Genomic DNA, 16,314 nt, shown 5'->3' on the forward strand with positions numbered 1-16,314 from the left:
CTTCGTGGGGCGGCCACGAGGGCCGTTGTCAGAGGGGGTTGGCAAGATTGCGGCCATGAATGGCACTCCTGTCACTCCGCCACGGCCGATCGACGTTGTCGCGGTCTTTCCTCAACTGGCTCCACTGGCCCGCACGGCGACCCGCCTGCACCCCCGCCCTGGGGCGCCGACGTGGCACGACAGCTCGATCGGCGGGCCGCTGCTGTGGCCCGCCGAGGAGCCGTGGCCGCACTGCGAGGAACCGCACGCGGTGGACGGCATCAACCCGGCCCGGTCCCCGTCGGATCTGCGGCTGGAACGACGGATCCGCGCCGCCTCGAACGGCCGGGACCTGACTCCGGAGGAACGGGAGACTCTCGAGCGGATCCGGCCCCCTCGGACGTATCCGTTGAGGCCGGCGGTCCAGTCGTACGACGGCCCCGTAGCGATGCTGCCCGTCGCGCAGCTGTACGCACGGGATGTGCCCGATCTGAGCCCGCCGGAGGGCAAGGACCTGCTGCAGGTACTGTGGTGCCCTTTCGATCATCCGATCATGCCCAGGACCCTGCTCTTCTGGCGTTCGGCAGCCGCCGTCACCGCCATCCTCGGCACGCCCCCCGAGCCGCCCGCAGTGCAGTTCGACGGCTATCTACCGGAACCGTGCGTGCTCGAACCGGAGCAGATCACCGAGTACCCCGACCATCTGGAGCTGAGCGAAGAACTGCGGGAGCAGCTCAAGCAGTGGAGTGTGCCGCAGGCAGCAGAGGAGGGCATGGACCCGGAGACGTACTACGACTGTGTGCTGTCCAACGCACCCGGCTGGAAGGTCGGCGGCTGGCCCGCTTGGAACTCCACCGACCCCAGCCCGCAGCCCTGCTCCGAGTGCGGCACCGGCAGGGAGGTCCTGATGACCGTCGCCACGTTCGAGGAGGGGGACGACGCCGGGAACAGCTGGTCGCCGCACCCTCACCCAGGTGCTGGGCCGTACCCCGGCCACCGCGGCTACAACGCGACCGGGGTCCAGATAGGCAGCGGCTACCGGCAGCACCTGTTCGTCTGCCCGGCGAAGCCCGAGCATCCGCACATCGAGTTGATGACGTAGTCCGTCCGCGGTGTGCAGCCGGGTCGTCACGGTACGGGCATGCCGTGACGCCGGGTGGCCGCGAGGCTCAGGGTCCGGGTGTTCCGGGAGTTCCAATGTCCGAGCCCACCATGAGCGGTCTTCGACGACAGCGCAGACCCCTTGACGACTCGCATATCCCTGTCCGCGGGAGGCGATCGAGGCTGCCAGGACCGGCACGTGACGTGACGCGACGTGACGCGACGCGACACGACACGTCCCCGTCGTCCCGGTCGCCCCGCGATCAGCCCTTGACGGCGGAACTGGCGACCCCTTCGACGAACCAGCGCTGGAAGAAGGCGAAGACGACCAGGACGGGCAGGACGAGCAGGACACCGAAGGCGAGGATCTGGCCCCAGTCCGGCGGCTGCTGCCCCTGGAAGACGCTCATCTCCAGCGGGAGGGGACGCACCGACGGGTCGGACACCATCAGCACCGGCCACAGGAAGGAACCCCACTGGATGAGGAAGGTGAGGATGGCGACCGAGGCGAACACCGGCCGGGACATCGGCACGATGATCGCGAAGAAGGTGCGCCAGGGCCCCGCGCCGTCCAGCCGGGCCGCCTCCTCGATGCTCGCCGGGATCTTCTTGAAGAACGTGTGGAACTGGTAGATCGCGAAGGCGTTGGCGACGAACGGCAGCGCCTGGATGTAGATCGTGTTGCGCTGCCCGTTGAACATGTAGAACAGCGGCACCGCCACCGACTCGAACGGGATCAGCATCAGCAGCAGCACGAGGGTGAACACCGCGTTCTGCCCTCGCCACTTCAGCCGGGTCAGCCCGTAGGCCGCCATGGAGTTGACGATCAGTCCGCCCGTGACCACCACGAACGACAGCAGCACGGACACGCCCATGAACTGCCAGAAGTAGCCGGTGCTGTCGGAGCTGAGGCTGTCGAGGACGGCGGTGTAGTTGTCGAAGGAGAGGTGGGTGGGCAGGAAGCCGGACAGGCCGTTCAGGACCTCGTCGGACGGCTTGAGGCTGCCGAGGAAGAGGTAGAGCGCGGGCAGGGCGAAGACGAACGCCAGGACGCTCAGGACGGCGTAGTCGAGGACGCGGCGCACGGGTGTACGGGTCATGGCCATGGTGGGGTCAGTCCTCGTTGTCGGGCCGGACGACGCGGCGCTGGACGATCGTCAGGGCGACGACGATCAGGAAGAACACCACCGTGACGGCCGAGGCCTGGCCGATGTTGTTCTGGTCGAAGGCCGTGGTGACGGCCTGGTACATCACGGTGCGGGTGGCGTCCTCGTCCAGGCCGCCGCCGCGGATGAGGATGTACACCTGGTCGAAGACCCGGAAGGACAGCACCGAGGTCAGCATCGCGACGAAGACCAGGGTGCCGCGGATGCCGGGCAGGGTGACGTGCCGGAACTGCTGCCAGCGCGAGGCCCGGTCCAGCTCGGAGGCCTCGTACAGCTCGCCCGGGATCTGCTGGAGACCGGCCAGCAGGATGACCATCTGGAAGCCGACGCCCTGCCACACCGAGAGCACGATGATCGAGCCCATCGCGGTGAGGCCGTCACCGAGCCAGTCGAAAGCGCCCCAGTTGCCGAACGTGACCACGTCCAGCGCGGAGTTGAGCATGCCCTGCTCGCTGCGGGCGAGGATCAGCCGCCAGATCACGGCGACCAGCGCCATCGGGAAGACCACCGGCATGAAGAAGAAGGACCGGAACAGGCCGATCGCCTTCAGTTTGCGGTTGAGCAGGATCGCCAGCGCCAGTGCCAGTCCCGTCTGGAGCGGTACGACGACCACGGCGAAGGTCAGGTTGTTCAGCAGCGCCCGCAGGAACGGGCCGGACAGGTCGGGGTCGGTGAACAGCCGCCGGTAGTGCTCCACGCCGAAGAAGACGGGCTCCAGCGGTGAGCCGAGGCGGACGTTGTAGAAGGAGAGCACCACGGCGTAGCCGAACGGGATGCCGACGAAGGCGATCAGTCCGCCGACGGCCGGGGCGGACATCAGCAGCCCGTGCAGCCAGTCGCGGTTGCCGCGCGAGGGGCGCGCGGGCTTCGCGGAGGGCGCGGACGAGGCGGCCTGCGCCCGGCCAGGGGGCGCGGCGTGCGCGGGTTCCACGGTTTTCACGGCAGGGTCCTTCCCGGCGGGGCGGGCTCGGCCGGTACGGGGCCGCGTCGTCGCGCCGCCCTGTCGCCGACGGCCCGCCCGGGCCGATGCGTGCTGCGGGTTACGGGATCTCGTAGCCGGCGTTGTCGGTGAAGTCCCGGTCGATGGCGCGGGCGGCCTTCTTCAGGGCTTCCTCGGGGTCGGCGCCGCCGTAGATCGAGTTCAGGGCCGTGCTGAACTTGGCTGTGACCGTGGGGTATCCGGCGGTCACGGGACGGGTGACGGCGACGCAGGAGGCGCTGATGTCGCTGTCGCCGCAGGGCTTGGCAAGCTGGTCGGCGAAGAGCTGGAGCGGGCCGCCCTTCTTGTACAGCTCGCTCTTGGCGAGGGCGGACTTGGTCGCGGGCACCGCGCCGTTGGCCTTCGTCATCGCGCCGACGTTGGTGTCGTTCAGCAGGTAGTCCAGGAACGCGCCCGCGGCCTTGCCGTTCTTGCTCTTGGCGCCGATGCCCCAGGCCCACGAGCCCTGCCCGGCCTTGGGCCCGTTGCCGAAGTCCGGCAGCGGCAGGACGGCGAGGTCGTCGCCGAGCGCCTCGCTGTACGCGGGGTAGTTCCAGTGGCCGACCCAGCTCAGCGCCACCTTGCCCTTGGCGAAGGCGTTGCCGTCGGTGTTGGGGTCGACGTACGTCTTCCAGGACTGGAAGGTCTTCATCGCGGAGACGACCTTCGGACTGTCCAGGGCGCCCGCCGCCTTGCCGTCCTTCACCAGGCCGCCGCCGGCCGACCAGACGATGGGGGAGAAGCCGAAGGTGCCCCACTCGGAGGCCAGGCCGTACTGCTCCGATATGTCGAGGACCTTGCCGTCGGAGTCCTCGCCCTTCAGCGCCTTCAGCGCCTTGCCGAACTCCTCGGCCGTCCAGGCGTCGTCCGCGCCCTTCGGGTACTTCACGCCGACCGCGTCGAGCAGCTTCTTGTTGGCGTACATGCCGAGCCCGGCGTCGAACATGCCCAGGCCGTAGTGCTTGCCGTCGATCTCGCCCTGCGCCTTGATCGCGTCGGTGGCGTTGGAGAGGGTCTTGGCGGAGACGTGGCCGTCGACCGGGGCGAGCTTGCTGTTGTAGACGAAGTTCGCCATCGTCGGGCCGTCGAACTCCAGCACGTCCGGCAGTTCGGAGGCGTCGGTGGTGGTGATGGTCTTGGTGTAGTCCTTCTCGGGTATGAGTTTCAGCTCGGCCTTGACGGCGCTCTGCGAGGAGTTGAAGGACTTCACCGCGTTCTGCAGGGCGGCCGCCTCGCTCGCCTGACCCTGGTGGGCCCAGACGCTGATGGTGCCCTTGCCGCTGCCCTTCTCGGCGGAGGTGTCGGTGCCGCCGCCACCCCCGCCGCAGGCGGCCAGCGCGGCCAGGGGCAGCAGGGCGAGGGCCGTCAGGCCCGTACGGCGGTGTTTTCCGTGACCGGTGATCATGTGATGTCTCCGTGCGAGGGTGCGGGTGGGTACGCGGACGGTGGGCGGGGCCGGGAGGCCGGTACTGCCGACCGGGGCTGGAACAGCGCCCCGGGCGGCGGAGGGAGGGGACGAGGGGGAGGAGGCGGGGGGAGCTACCGCTGCCGACCGGTGTTCGGAGGAGCGGTGGTCTCGCGCAGGACGAATCGGATGGGCATCTCGACGGGGCGCGGCGGCCCGGCGTCCGGCTCGTCCAGCTGCGCCAGCAGCAGCCGAGCCGCCTCCCGGCCCTGGGCCGCGACCGGCTGGGCCACGGTGGTCAGCCCGACGACCTCGGACAGCTCGTGATCGTCGAAGCCGACCACGGACACGTCCTCCGGCACCCGCAGCCGGTGCCGGCGCAGGGCGCGCAGCGCGCCCATCGCCATCTCGTCGGACTGGGCGAACACGGCGGTCGGCGGGTGGCGCAGTGCCAGCAGTTCGGTCATGGCCCGCTCGCCGCCCTCGACGGTGTATCCGCCGTCGGCCTCCAGGGTGGTGTCGGGCTCGATCCCGGCGTCGGCCAGCACGTCCAGGTAGCCCTGCCGGCGGTCGAGGGGCGTGGTCCAGTGCAGTGGTTCGCTGGCGCCGGAGACCATGCCGATCCGCCGGTGGCCCAGGTTCACCAGGTGCCGTACGGCGCTCTCCGCGCCGCCCCGGTCGTCGATTCCGACCACCGTGAAACCGGGCCGGGCGCCGCCGACCGTGGTCGCCAGCGGCACGCCGAGGGAGCACAGGGCGGCTGCCTCGTCCGGGTCCGGGATCAGCAGGGACAGCACGGCGTCGACCCGCTTGCGGATCGGCAGCTTGGTGAAGAAACGCTTACGCGCCTCCGGTGAGCCGAGGTTGTACAGCAGGACGTCGTAGCCGGCGGCGCTGAAGACCTTCTCGGCCGCGTCCAGCACCGTGCCGAAGAACCAGCGGCCGACGTACGGGACGACGACGCCGATGGTGTAGGTGCGCCCGCTGGCCAGGCTGGAGGCCGAGCGCGAGGCGGTGTAGCCCAATTCGGCGGCGGCCGCCACGATCCGGGCCCGCATCTGCTCCGACACTCCCGAACGGCCGCGCAGGGCGCGGGACACGGTGGACGCCGAGACCCCGGTGGCCTCGGCGACATCGGTGATGCTGACCGTCACGGGACGCTCCTTGATCGGGTGCACGCCGTGTGGCCGGGTCCGGCAGCACATCGGCGTGTGGGGGAGTGACGAGACCGTAAACCCGCCCACACGGTTGCGCAAGCGTTTGCGTTCAGTTTTACTTCGGCTGACTCTCAGAGGAACTCCCACAAGCAAGAGAACAGCGCACGCGTTTGAGTGCCGCTGTCGGCAGACAGGACCTGTCCATGCGATACGCGCCGCCCGGCCTCTGCGTGAACGACTTCGACCTTCTGCGCCACGCGGACGGCACCTACTCGGTGCTGCACCTGCAGGGCCCGTGGACGGCCGAGTTCGATCATCTGCGTATGGAGACCTCCTTCGGGCGGGCCACCTCGGCCGACCTGGTCCACTGGGAGCCGCAGGGCACCGCCTTCGGCAACGGATTGCCGGGCCGCTTCGACCAGCAGGCGGTGTGGACCATGCACGCCTTCCCGCACGGCACCGGCATGGCGATGCTCTACACCGCCGTCTCCGGACTCACCCCGGACGGCTGGCCCCTGCAGTCGATCGGCCTGGCCCATTCCGAGCGCACCGACGGCACCGGCTGGCGCCGCCACGGCACGGGGCCGGTCGCCGAGGCCGACCCACGCTGGTACCGCACGGGCGAACGCATGGGCTGGCGCGACCCGTTCGTCGTACGCGACGACGAGTCCGACGGCTGGGTCATGGTGATCTGCGCCGCCGACGCCTCCCTGCCGGTCGAGGTCAGCGGCTGCGTGGCCTGGGCGACCTCCGACGATCTGGAGCACTGGACCGTCCACCCGCCGCTGATCTCTCCCGGCGACGTCGACGAGCTGGAGTGCCCCGTCCTCGAACGCCTCGACGACGGCAGCTGGCTGCTGCTCGGCTCCATCGGCGCCACCCGGGGCTTCGAGGCGTGGACCGCGCCGCGCCTGCGCGGCCCCTGGACCCGCCGCGGCCCGCTCGGCCCGACCGGCGCGTACGCCCCACGTGTCGCCGCCGCCCCCGACGGCTCCCGCGTCGTCCTGCACACCACCCCCCGCCGTGTCGGCCTCACCGACACCGGCGACCCCTGCCGCGGCATGCTCGCCCAGCCCAAGACGCTGGTCGCACCCCCGGGTGAGACGCCCCACCTCGCATGGTGGCCCGGCCTGGAGCCCTGGCTGGAGGAGCAGACCCGCGGCCCCGCACCGCACGCGGTCGGCGACGTGGACGTCAGCGGCCTCACCGAGGTCGTGCTGCGCGCCGACGACCCGGGCGACGACCGTGCCGCCCTCGCCGTGACCTGCGACGGCAAGGACCTCCGGGTCACCGGGCCCGGCGGCAGGGTGCTGGCACAGACCGTCCTGCCGGCTCTCGCCTCGGCGTTGCGCATCCTCACGGTCGGCGAGTACGTCGAGGTCTACGCCGACGGCGTCTTCGCGCTGACCGCTCTGAGCTACTCCGGCCGGCCCGTCCCGTGGACGGCGGTCACCGCCGACGGCGACCGTCCGGTCCCCGTCCGCCCGATCCGCCTGCCCGACCCGGACCGGGACGACGCCTCGGCCGTGTGGCCCGGCCCGGCCGCGACGACCGCGGCCGCCCCCGCCGCCCAGGGGTGAGGACGGCGCCGAAGACCGAGCGCCGCGAACACGGCGTCGCGCGGACGGGTGCGGCCGTCCTGACACCGGCAGGGCCGGGCTCCGCCCTGCCGCCCAGCGTCCTACGGGTTCTCGTCGCACAGTGCTCTCGTCACGCCTCACTGAGCTGGTCGCTCCTGCGCCCGGGCCGTGCAGCGGGCGTTCGCTCCGGCTCACCTCGCCCCACCAACGCGAAGGGCCCTGGCGCGTCGGACACGCCGGGCGAAGACGGGCGGCGTGCCGTCGGGGCTGGGGCCGGTTCTGAGCCGGTGGCCGGGACGGGTCCGTGTGAGCAGCCGGACTTTCCCCACTCTCCCCGGACTGTCGGTGACAGTCCGTAGGCTCGTCCTCATGGAGGGGAACGAGCGGAAGACCGCGCAGGTGGAGGAAGCCGGTGCCGAGGCATGGCAGCGACTGAGCGCATACGCCTACCTCAGCGCGCCCGAGCGCCTGGAGTACGTCGCCGTGATGCGGGTGTTCTGCGGCACCCTGCTCGCCGACCTGTCGGTACCCGACCTCCTCGCCAAGCTGGCCGGGACGGACGGCCCGGGGGCGGCACTGGACGCGGAAACGCTCACCCGCAGGCTCGAAGAACTCGTGCGCTGGGGCAATCTGCTGCGCAGCACGCACACCGTCAGAGCGACCAGCATCACCGAATACCAGCGCTCGCGCTCCCGCTACCAGCTGTCGAAGCTGGGGGAGCGCGTGCAGCGGGACGCGGACGAGGTTCTCGCCGGGGCCGACGCGGCACGCGAGGTCAGCAGCGAGCTGCTGGCACTCGTCGACCGCGGCCTGCGGGACATCGCCGCCATGGCCGCGGCACCGGGCGGCGCCGACCCGCAGCAGGCGCTGGAGCGGATCAGCACGCTCTTCGTGCAGTTCGCCGAATTCGCCGAGTCCGTCCGGGACTTCTACGCCTACCTGGGCCAGGTGCTGGCGCGCTATGACCTCGACACGGCCGAGTACCAGGGGTTCAAGGAACTGCTGCTCGACTACGTGGAGGCCATCACCGAGGACGTCTCCTTCCGGGCCCCGCGCATCGCGGCCCACCTGGACTCCATCTGGCCGCACCTGCCCGCGCTGCTCGCCCGGATCGACACGCACGCGGCGGGCATCGGCGCCCTCGCCGACGCACTGCCGGAGACGCGCGTGCAGCGCAGCCGCGGACGCGACCACGCGGACTGGGAGGGGCTGCGCGAGTGGTTCACCGTCACCGGAGGGCACTCCAGCCAGGTGGATCAGCTGCGGGACGCCACCCTGCGCGCCCTGCAGTCGCTGCTCGCCAACGCCAAGCGGATGCTGCGTTCGGCTTCCGGTGAGATGTCCCGGCGCAAGGACCTGCTGCGGCTCGCGGCCTGGTTCGACGCCGCGGAGCCGGAAGAGGCCCACGACCTGGCGGTCGCGGCCTTCGGGCTCTACGGCGCACGCCACCTGGGGGTGGCGCCGGATCCCGACCGGTCCGTGCCGGCGTACGTGAGCTGGTGGACGGGACCCGCCGTGGAGGTTCCGGTGGCGCTGCGCGAGCGCGGCAGCAGGACTCCGCGCGGACGCGCCGCGGCGGCCGAGGACCACTCCGCGCAGAAACGCCGCCTTGTGGATCAGGCACGACAGCAGGCCGAGGCCCGCCAGGCGGCGGCGGACGAACTGCGCAGCGCCTCGGGCAGGTTCGAGCAGGTGCGCCTCAGCGCGCCGGCGATGCGTCTGCTGCTGGAGCTGATGACGGCCGCTCTCGGCAACGCCCGGTTGCACCAGGACGCCCACGACTTCCTGCTCGAGGGTGCCCAGGCGGCCGACGCGGACCTGGGCATCCGGCTGACCGTGTGGCGCACGCCCGGCAGGTCGATGGTTCTCAAGTCCGTGGACGGTGACCTGACGGCGGATGATCTCACCGTCGCCGTCGACAGCGCGTCCGAGCTCGCGGTGGGGGAGGCGAGCGCCTGATGCCCCTGCCGTCCACGCATGACGTCGCCCTCGCGGCCGAGCGCCGCACCGCCGCCCGGCTCCTGCTCGCCCACCCTCTGGTCACCAGCTCCGGACCGCACAGCGACGCCTTCCCTCTCATCAGGCGCCACGCCGACTGGCTGGCCCAGCGCTTCCAGCAGGTCTTCGGATACCGCCTGCTGGTGGAGGCGTCATACGCCCGGCTGTTCAAGGCAGGCCTCGGTACGGGCTCGGGCCACCGCCTGGTACGTCCCTCGACCGGAACGCCGTTCAGCCCACGGACGTACGCCTACCTGGCCCTCGCGCTGTCGGTCCTCGTCACCGCCCCGGAACAGCTGCTGCTCTCCCAGCTCGTCGCCGACCTGCGGGCCGCGGCGGTCGACGCCGGCATCGAGATCGCCGACACGGGACGGCAGGCCGAGCGGCGAACCCTCGCGGCCGCGCTGCGGCAACTCGTCGACTGGGGCGTTCTCACGGAGACGGACGGCCAGGTCGCGGCCGTCGCCGAGGAACGGGGCGGAGAGGCACTGCTGACCGTGGACCGCGAGATCGCGCGCGTCGTCGTCGCCGGCCCGCTCTCCCAGAGCCGCGACGGCGCGGACCTCGTACGCCGGGCCGCCGACCCCGGTTTCGGAGGGCCGCGCACCTACGTCCGCAGGCGTCTCGTCGAAACCCCCGTCGTCCACCTCGACGACCTCACCGACACCGAGCGCGAATGGCTGCGCACGCGGCAGCGGCGCGAGGCGCAGGCCTTCTCCGAACTGCTCGGCCTGGAAGCGGAGATCCGCGCCGAGGGCATCGCCCTGGTCGACACCGAGGACGAACTCACCGACCTGCACCTGCCGGGCACCGGGACGGTCGCACAAGCCGCGCTGCTCCTCCTGGAGCGGCTGGTCGACCGGCTGCGTCCCGAACAAGCCGGGCATCCGGCGGTCGGCGGACGGCTCGTCATCGGCGTACCCGTTCCGGACGGGCTGCTGCCCGAACTGCTGGACGACCTGATCGAGGAGTACGGCAGACGCGGCAGCTGGCAGCGCGGCCACCTGGAGAACCGGGACGGGTTCCTCGCGGCCGTACTCGACCTCCTCGCCCGGATGCGGTTGATGGCTCCGGCCGGGCCCGTGCGCGCGGAAGGCCACGGCCTGCCCGAGGGATACGAACAGACGGTGGCCGACGGCCGGTCCGTCACCGACGTCTCCCAGGCGCGCGGCCAAGGCGGTCCGGACGGCGGCTGTGGTCAAGGAGGTTCGGACGGCGGCTGGATCCTGCTCGCCGCGGCCGCCCGGTACGCCACCACCGTGGCTAACAAGCACCGTACCGACCGGTCCCCGGCGGACGACGACCCCAAGGAGCCCTCCCGATGAACCGCCCGCCGGCCCCGCACCGCTACCGACTCCACCGCGCGGGCATCCGCAACGTCTGGCAGTACGACGAGCAGGAGTTCACCTTCGGCGAGGGGCGCCTGCTGCTGCGCGGCAAGAACGGCGCCGGCAAGTCCAAGGCCCTGGAGATGCTGCTGCCCTACCTCCTCGACGGCGACGCCCGCGCGCTGGACGCCACGGGAACCGGACGCACCACCCTGCCCTGGCTGATGCTCGACGGCTTCGGGCAGACCAACCGGCTGGGCCACCTGTGGCTGGAGTTCGCGCGCACGGACGAGGAGGGCAACGACGATCACCTGACGATCGGCGCGGCCATCCGCGCCTCCCAGTCGACCAAGACCGCGAAGCCGTTCTTCTTCACCACGCGGCTGCGGGTCGGCGAGCAACTGGACCTCGCCCCCGCCGGGCAGCCACTCCCCGTCGACCGGCTCAAGTCGCTCGTCGGCTCCGAGAACGTCACCGACCGCGCGGTCGAGCACCGGGCCAGGGTCGCCCGCGAACTGTTCGGCCTCACCGACCCGGCGCGCTACCGCAACCTGCTGCACCTGCTGCACCGGCTGCGACGCCCCACCATCGGCGACCGCATCGACTCCGGCGGACTGGTCTCGGTCCTCGCCGAGACCCTGCCCGCCCTCGACGACGAGGTCGTGGAGAAGGTGGCCCGCAGCCTGGACGATCTGGACTCCGTCCGGGCCTACCTCGGGCGCCTCGAACGCACCGACCAGGCGTTGCGCGCCTTCCTCACCGACTACCGCGGCTACCTGCACGGGGTGCTGCGCCGCCGCACGGACCAGGCGAGCGGTGAGCTGGAGCAGCTGATGACGCACCGCAGGTCCGCGGGCGACGCGGCGCGCAACGCCGACGGGCTCCGCGAACGCGAGCAGGAACTCGGCGCCCGCATCGAGGCACTCGACGCCGAGTCGAACGCCGCCGCGACGGACCTGGCGGCGCTGCACGCCGGCGCCGGATACCGCAGCCTGACGGAACTCGGGGAGAAACGCGCCACCGTCACCGCCCTGCACAGCGCGGCCGCCACCGCCTTCAAGGCCGTCCGGCAGGCACACGGCAACCAGGAAGAGGCAGGACAGCGTCTCACCGCGGAAGCCGGACGGCTCGGTGAGGAACTCGTCGAGCTGAACACCACGTACGGCGAGTTGGTGCGGGAGGCAGAGCGGTCCGGGCTTGACCCCGTGCACCTGGGGGAACCCGTGGCGACCCCCGTCGCACCCGTCGTGCCCGCCGCCACAGCCGAGCTGACCGCGCCGGGCGGCGACTTCCACCTCGTACGGCACAGTGCGGTGCTGGCGGTCGACACAGAGACATGCGCGGCCGCGCTGAACGCCTGGGACGAACGGCTGGACGCCGCCCAGCCGGTGATCAGGAACCGTGCCCGGTTCGTCACCGAACTCGCCACCCTCATCGAGCAGTCGGACGCGGCCCGAAGGGAGGCCGCCGAGGCCGACGCGGCCCGGGAGCGCCTGGAGGAACAGGCGGAACACGCGCGCGGCCGGACCGAGCAGCGGCTCCAGGACACCGCGCACGAGTCCGAGGCGTACGCCCTCGCGGCCAGGGCCTGGAGCGAACGGCTGCGGGAGTTTACCGGGGTGCCCCTGGACGCCCTGCTCGCCCTGGTCGCGCCGGAGCCGGCAGACGGCCCCCTGCCCGCGCAGACCCCCGAGGCCGTGGTCGAAGCGGCCCGTTCGGCCGTCGACCCCTGGCTGGCGGCACTGGGCACGGAGCGCGACGACCTCTCCCTGACCGTCCGCGAACGGCAGACGGAACAGGACCGCCTCCGGCAGCAGCGCGAGGACTGGGAACGCCACACCGACCCCGAGCCCCCGCCCCCTTCCCACCGCACGGCTCCCCGCACACCCGGCACCGGAGCCCCCCTGTACCGCCTGGTGGACTTCGCCCACGACGTGGGACCGGACGCGCGGGCAGGGCTGGAAGCCGCGCTGGAGGCGAGCGGCCTGCTCGACGCCTGGGTGCGCGCCGACGGCACGGTCCTCGACCCGGCCACGCGGGACACCCTTCTGGTTCCAGGGGCACCCGTCCCCGGGGCCACGCTCGCCCGGGTGCTGTGCCCGGTCGCCGCGCCCGGCAGTGGTGTGACGGCGGAGCAGGTCGAGCGGGTGCTGGGGGCGGTGGCTCTGGCCGGCGGCGGGACACGCACCGGCGAACCCGGCACCGGGGGCGTGGTCGAGGGCGTGGAGGTGGCGGAGCCGCACACCGCGATCGGTACCGACGGCTCCTGGCGGCTCGGCATCGCCCACGGCCGCCACACCAAGGAGGCCGCCGAGTACGTGGGCGCCGAGGTGCGTGCCGAGACCCGCCGCCGTGCCCTGGCGGAACTCGACCGCCGGCTCCTCGACCTGGAGGAGGAGCTGGCGGAACGCCGGCGCGGCCTGCGGATCCTCACCGAGCACCGCGACCTGGTCGCGGACACCCTGCGCCGCCCGCCCCCGGCCCGTGGACTGACGGACGCCTGGGCTCGTACCGCCGAGGCCGAGCGTGCCGCCGAAACCCTCGCCTCACAGGCGTACACCGCGGCCCGCGAGGCGGAACAGGCACGAGCCCGGGCAGTCGTCGCCCGGCGCGAGGCCGAGGCCACGGCAAGTGCCCACGACCTCCCGACGGAGCCGGCCGCGCTCCAGACGGTCCGACTGGCCCTGGACCGCCTCGGACAGGGGGCGCAGCGGCTGCGCCGACGGGTCGGCGCCGTCCTCTCCGCCGCCGACGGCCACCGCGCAGGCCGCACGGACTACGAGCGGGCCGAGTCGACGCGCCGGGAGGCCGAGTCCGACTACGCGGAGCCCCTGGCTCGCCTGGAAGCCGCCCGCCGCACCGTCCGGGCCCTGGAAGAGGCACTCGGCGCCACGGAGCAGGAGATCCTGGCCCGCGAGGCCGAGACCAAACGCCGCCTGGACGCCGTCGGACGCCAGCTCCCGGGCGCGCGACGGGACCTGGCCGACGTGCACGACCGGAGAGTACGGGCGGAGGAGGACGAGCGGACGCGCCGCGAGGCACTCGCCACGCAGGAGGCCGAGGTGCTGGCCTGCGGCAGGAGACTGCGCACGGCCCTTTCCCTGCCGGGCGTGCTGAGGGGAGCGGGCCTCGACGTGGATGCCCGCGCGGAACCCGGCGGCGACGCCGATGCCGAGCACGGCGGCGATGCCGAGGCCCACGCGGAGCCCGGCAGCGACGCCGACGCCGACGCGGACCGAGGGGCGCTGAAGTCCCTGGACCCCGTCCACCACGATGTGCGCGAGCGCATCGCGGCGACGCGCCGGCTGGTCGACGCCGTGCGCCGCGGCCTGGATGCCGAACGCCGGGACATCTCGGACACCACCCTCCTCAACCGTCACACCGAACTGCGCGACCAGCTCTCCGGTGGCTACGACGCGACGATGGAGGAACGCGAGGGCGTCAAACTGTGCCGCCTCGTCGACGACCACGGGCCGCACGACATCGCCGCGGTCGGCGAGCGCATCGCGGCCGAGGCCGCCGAGGCACGTGACCGTCTGACGGAGCGCGAACGGGACGTCTTCCAGCGCTTCCTGACCGGAGAGCTGGGCGACCACCTGTCCTCGCAGGTGCTGGCCGCGAGCACCCTGATCGCCGCGCTCAACACCACCCTCGCCACCATCCGCACGTCACACGGCCTCGGCGTCACCCTCGACTGGAGCCTGGCCGACGGCGTGGAAGCGGACGTCAAGGCCGCCGTGGACCTCCTGCGCAGCCCCTCCGGCCTGCGCACCCGCGAACAGTCCGAGCAGCTCCGCGACGTCCTTCAGCGCCGTATCGAGGACGCCCGCCGCGCCGACCCGGCCGCCGGCTACGCGGCCCACCTGCGGACCGCCCTGGACTACCGCGACTGGTTCACCTTCACCCCCTGGGTGGTGGACGAATCGGCACCGGGCAGCCGCCGTAAACTCTCCGCCCGCACGGGCCTGAGCCAGGGCGAACAGCGGGTCCTGTCCTACCTGGTCCTCTTCGCCGCCGCGGCGGCGCACTTCACCAGCCTCGCCGACACCGCCCCGCAGGTACCCCGCCTCATCCTCCTCGACGACGCGTTCGCCAAGGTCGACGAGCCCACGCACGCACGCCTCGGCCGCATCCTGGTCGACCTGGATCTCGACTTCGTCCTCACGAGCGAACGCCTGATCGGCAACTGGCCCGACGTACCGTCCCTCCACATCTACGAGTGCCTGCGGGACCCGCATGTGCGGGGCGTGGCCACGCTCCACTACACGTGGAACGGGCGGCAGCGGAGGCTGATGTCGGTATGACGGGCGCCGAGCAGACCGACGGGCGTCCCCCGGACGCAGACGCCCTCGCGTTCCTCAACCGCCCGGGCCTCACCCGCCTCTGGACGGCGGCCCGCACTCGCCTGGAACGCAACGGCCTGCGACCGGCCGGAACCATCAGGCTCGCGGACCTGGACGCGCAGGAGCGCGAGGCGCTGTCCCTCCTCCTGGCCAGACCGGTCACCGGCCTCACCGCCACGATCCGCCTCCTGGACCTGGACACCCGCCTGCGCGCCAGCGCGGTCGGACGGGGATTGGCCCCGACGCTTGAGGCACTTGGCCCACCCCTGACCGACCGCCGGGCGGTCCGCGACGCGGCGGCGGCCGAACGGTCCCGCGTGTGGTCGACGGTGCAAGCCGAGCTGGACGCCACGTCGCTGTCGGCGCAGCCCTGGACGGCACAGTGGCTGGAGGAGATACGCCGTGGCGGCACACTCGCGCGCCAGGACCCGCACACCGCGACCACCGTCATCACGCAGGCCGTCCACACGCTGGCGACACTCTTCCCCGGCACTGACCCTCGCCCGACCCCGGCCACCTGGGGCCGCGGCGAACTGGCCACCCGCACCACCGGATCGGCGCACGGCCTGGACGACGGCACGCTGCTGTCCCGGCTGGTCCTGCGCGGCATCGCGCTGGCGCACGGTGTCGAGCTCCCGGCAGACGCACCCGCACGCCGGGCCCTGTGGCGCATGGCCTCGGTCACCCCGGACGAGGTCTCCAGCACCGTTCTCTCCTACGGCCTGCGCCCCACCGGCGGCACCTGGCGGGAGGCGGCACTGCGCGAGCGCGCCGCCCACCACATGGAGACCCACCTGACCCTGCGCGAACTACGCAGCCTGACCCTGACCATGCCTCCCGGCACCCGGGTCCACGTCTGCGAGAACCCACGCGTGGTCGAGGCCGCGGCCGACTCCGACCGCACGGCGCCCCTCGTCTGCACCTCGGGAAGCGCGACGACGGTCGTCCTCTCCCTCCTGGACGCGCTGGCGTCGTCCGGCTGCGCCTTCGCCTATCACGGCGACTTCGACTGGCCCGGCATCGCCCTGGCCAACCGGGTCATACAGCGGTACGCGGCACAGCCGTGGCGCATGCGCGCGGCCGACTACGAGTACCTGGCGACCCGCGCGCAAGTGAACGGCACACCGTCGATCGCCCTCACCGGACCGTCGGCCGAGGCGGTGTGGGACACGGAACTGGCCCCCGCCATGGACGCCCTGGGCATCGCCCTGCACGAGGAGGCGGCGCTCGATCTGCTGCTGCAGGAACTGGACTGACACGCTGTGCGGTTGGGCGCTG

Annotated in this window: 10 protein-coding genes; 6 read left to right on the forward strand and 4 right to left on the reverse strand. The window is 72.3% G+C overall.

The window, feature by feature from the left end:
• Positions 1-55 precede the first annotated feature (55 nt).
• A complete protein-coding gene (locus ACFZBT_RS24920) occupies positions 56-1,081 on the forward strand; it encodes a hypothetical protein (protein ID WP_391107192.1) in 1,026 nt (341 codons plus the stop codon).
• 262 nt (positions 1,082-1,343) lie between these two features.
• Here ACFZBT_RS24920 and ACFZBT_RS24925 read toward each other — a convergent pair whose 3' ends face one another.
• From ACFZBT_RS24925 to ACFZBT_RS24940, 4 genes are all read right to left on the reverse strand, one after another.
• Positions 1,344-2,186, reverse strand: coding sequence for an ABC transporter permease subunit (locus tag ACFZBT_RS24925; RefSeq protein ID WP_391107195.1), 843 nt, complete (start codon positions 2,184-2,186; stop codon positions 1,344-1,346).
• 7 nt (positions 2,187-2,193) lie between these two features.
• Positions 2,194-3,186, reverse strand: a complete 993-nt coding sequence (locus ACFZBT_RS24930) for an ABC transporter permease subunit (RefSeq protein WP_391107198.1) — start codon at positions 3,184-3,186, stop codon at positions 2,194-2,196.
• A 100-nt stretch (positions 3,187-3,286) separates the two neighbouring features.
• A complete protein-coding gene (locus tag ACFZBT_RS24935) occupies positions 3,287-4,630 on the reverse strand; it encodes an extracellular solute-binding protein (protein WP_391107201.1) in 1,344 nt (447 codons plus the stop codon).
• Between the two features lie 134 nt (positions 4,631-4,764).
• Entirely contained in the window at positions 4,765-5,784 is a 1,020-nt protein-coding gene (locus ACFZBT_RS24940; protein WP_391107203.1) for a substrate-binding domain-containing protein, read from the reverse strand.
• 206 nt (positions 5,785-5,990) lie between these two features.
• On the opposite strand from ACFZBT_RS24940, the gene ACFZBT_RS24945 reads away from it, so the two are divergent.
• From ACFZBT_RS24945 to ACFZBT_RS24965, 5 genes are all read left to right on the forward strand, one after another.
• Entirely contained in the window at positions 5,991-7,367 is a 1,377-nt protein-coding gene (locus ACFZBT_RS24945; protein ID WP_391107205.1) for a mucin-1, read from the forward strand.
• Between the two features lie 369 nt (positions 7,368-7,736).
• Positions 7,737-9,326, forward strand: a complete 1,590-nt coding sequence (locus ACFZBT_RS24950; RefSeq protein WP_391107208.1) for a TIGR02677 family protein — start codon at positions 7,737-7,739, stop codon at positions 9,324-9,326.
• On the forward strand, positions 9,326-10,690 hold the full coding sequence (locus tag ACFZBT_RS24955; RefSeq protein ID WP_391107211.1) for a TIGR02678 family protein: 1,365 nt from the start codon (positions 9,326-9,328) through the stop codon (positions 10,688-10,690). Before ACFZBT_RS24950 ends, ACFZBT_RS24955 begins: the two co-directional genes overlap by 1 nt.
• On the forward strand, positions 10,687-14,997 hold the full coding sequence (locus ACFZBT_RS24960) for a TIGR02680 family protein (protein WP_391107214.1): 4,311 nt from the start codon (positions 10,687-10,689) through the stop codon (positions 14,995-14,997). The genes ACFZBT_RS24955 and ACFZBT_RS24960 overlap by 4 nt, the downstream gene beginning before the upstream one ends.
• Positions 14,994-16,292, forward strand: a complete 1,299-nt coding sequence (locus ACFZBT_RS24965; protein WP_391107217.1) for a TIGR02679 family protein — start codon at positions 14,994-14,996, stop codon at positions 16,290-16,292. Before ACFZBT_RS24960 ends, ACFZBT_RS24965 begins: the two co-directional genes overlap by 4 nt.
• The last annotated feature ends 22 nt before the right edge of the window (positions 16,293-16,314 follow it).

Source organism: Streptomyces sp. NPDC008137 (genome assembly GCF_042957035.1).
In the GTDB taxonomy this organism is placed as follows: Bacteria; Actinomycetota; Actinomycetes; order Streptomycetales; family Streptomycetaceae; genus Streptomyces.

Excerpts from the sequence above, each read along its gene's own strand:
- ACFZBT_RS24925 (WP_391107195.1), bottom strand. The coding sequence starts at position 2,186 with ATGGCCATGACCCGTACACCCGTGCGCCGCGTCCTCGACTACGCCGTC.
- ACFZBT_RS24920 (WP_391107192.1), top strand. The coding sequence starts at position 56 with ATGAATGGCACTCCTGTCACTCCGCCACGGCCGATCGACGTTGTCGCG.
- ACFZBT_RS24965 (WP_391107217.1), top strand. The coding sequence starts at position 14,994 with ATGACGGGCGCCGAGCAGACCGACGGGCGTCCCCCGGACGCAGACGCC.
- ACFZBT_RS24950 (WP_391107208.1), top strand. The coding sequence starts at position 7,737 with ATGGAGGGGAACGAGCGGAAGACCGCGCAGGTGGAGGAAGCCGGTGCC.
- ACFZBT_RS24945 (WP_391107205.1), top strand. The coding sequence starts at position 5,991 with ATGCGATACGCGCCGCCCGGCCTCTGCGTGAACGACTTCGACCTTCTG.
- ACFZBT_RS24955 (WP_391107211.1), top strand. The coding sequence starts at position 9,326 with ATGCCCCTGCCGTCCACGCATGACGTCGCCCTCGCGGCCGAGCGCCGC.
- ACFZBT_RS24935 (WP_391107201.1), bottom strand. The coding sequence starts at position 4,630 with ATGATCACCGGTCACGGAAAACACCGCCGTACGGGCCTGACGGCCCTC.
- ACFZBT_RS24960 (WP_391107214.1), top strand. The coding sequence starts at position 10,687 with ATGAACCGCCCGCCGGCCCCGCACCGCTACCGACTCCACCGCGCGGGC.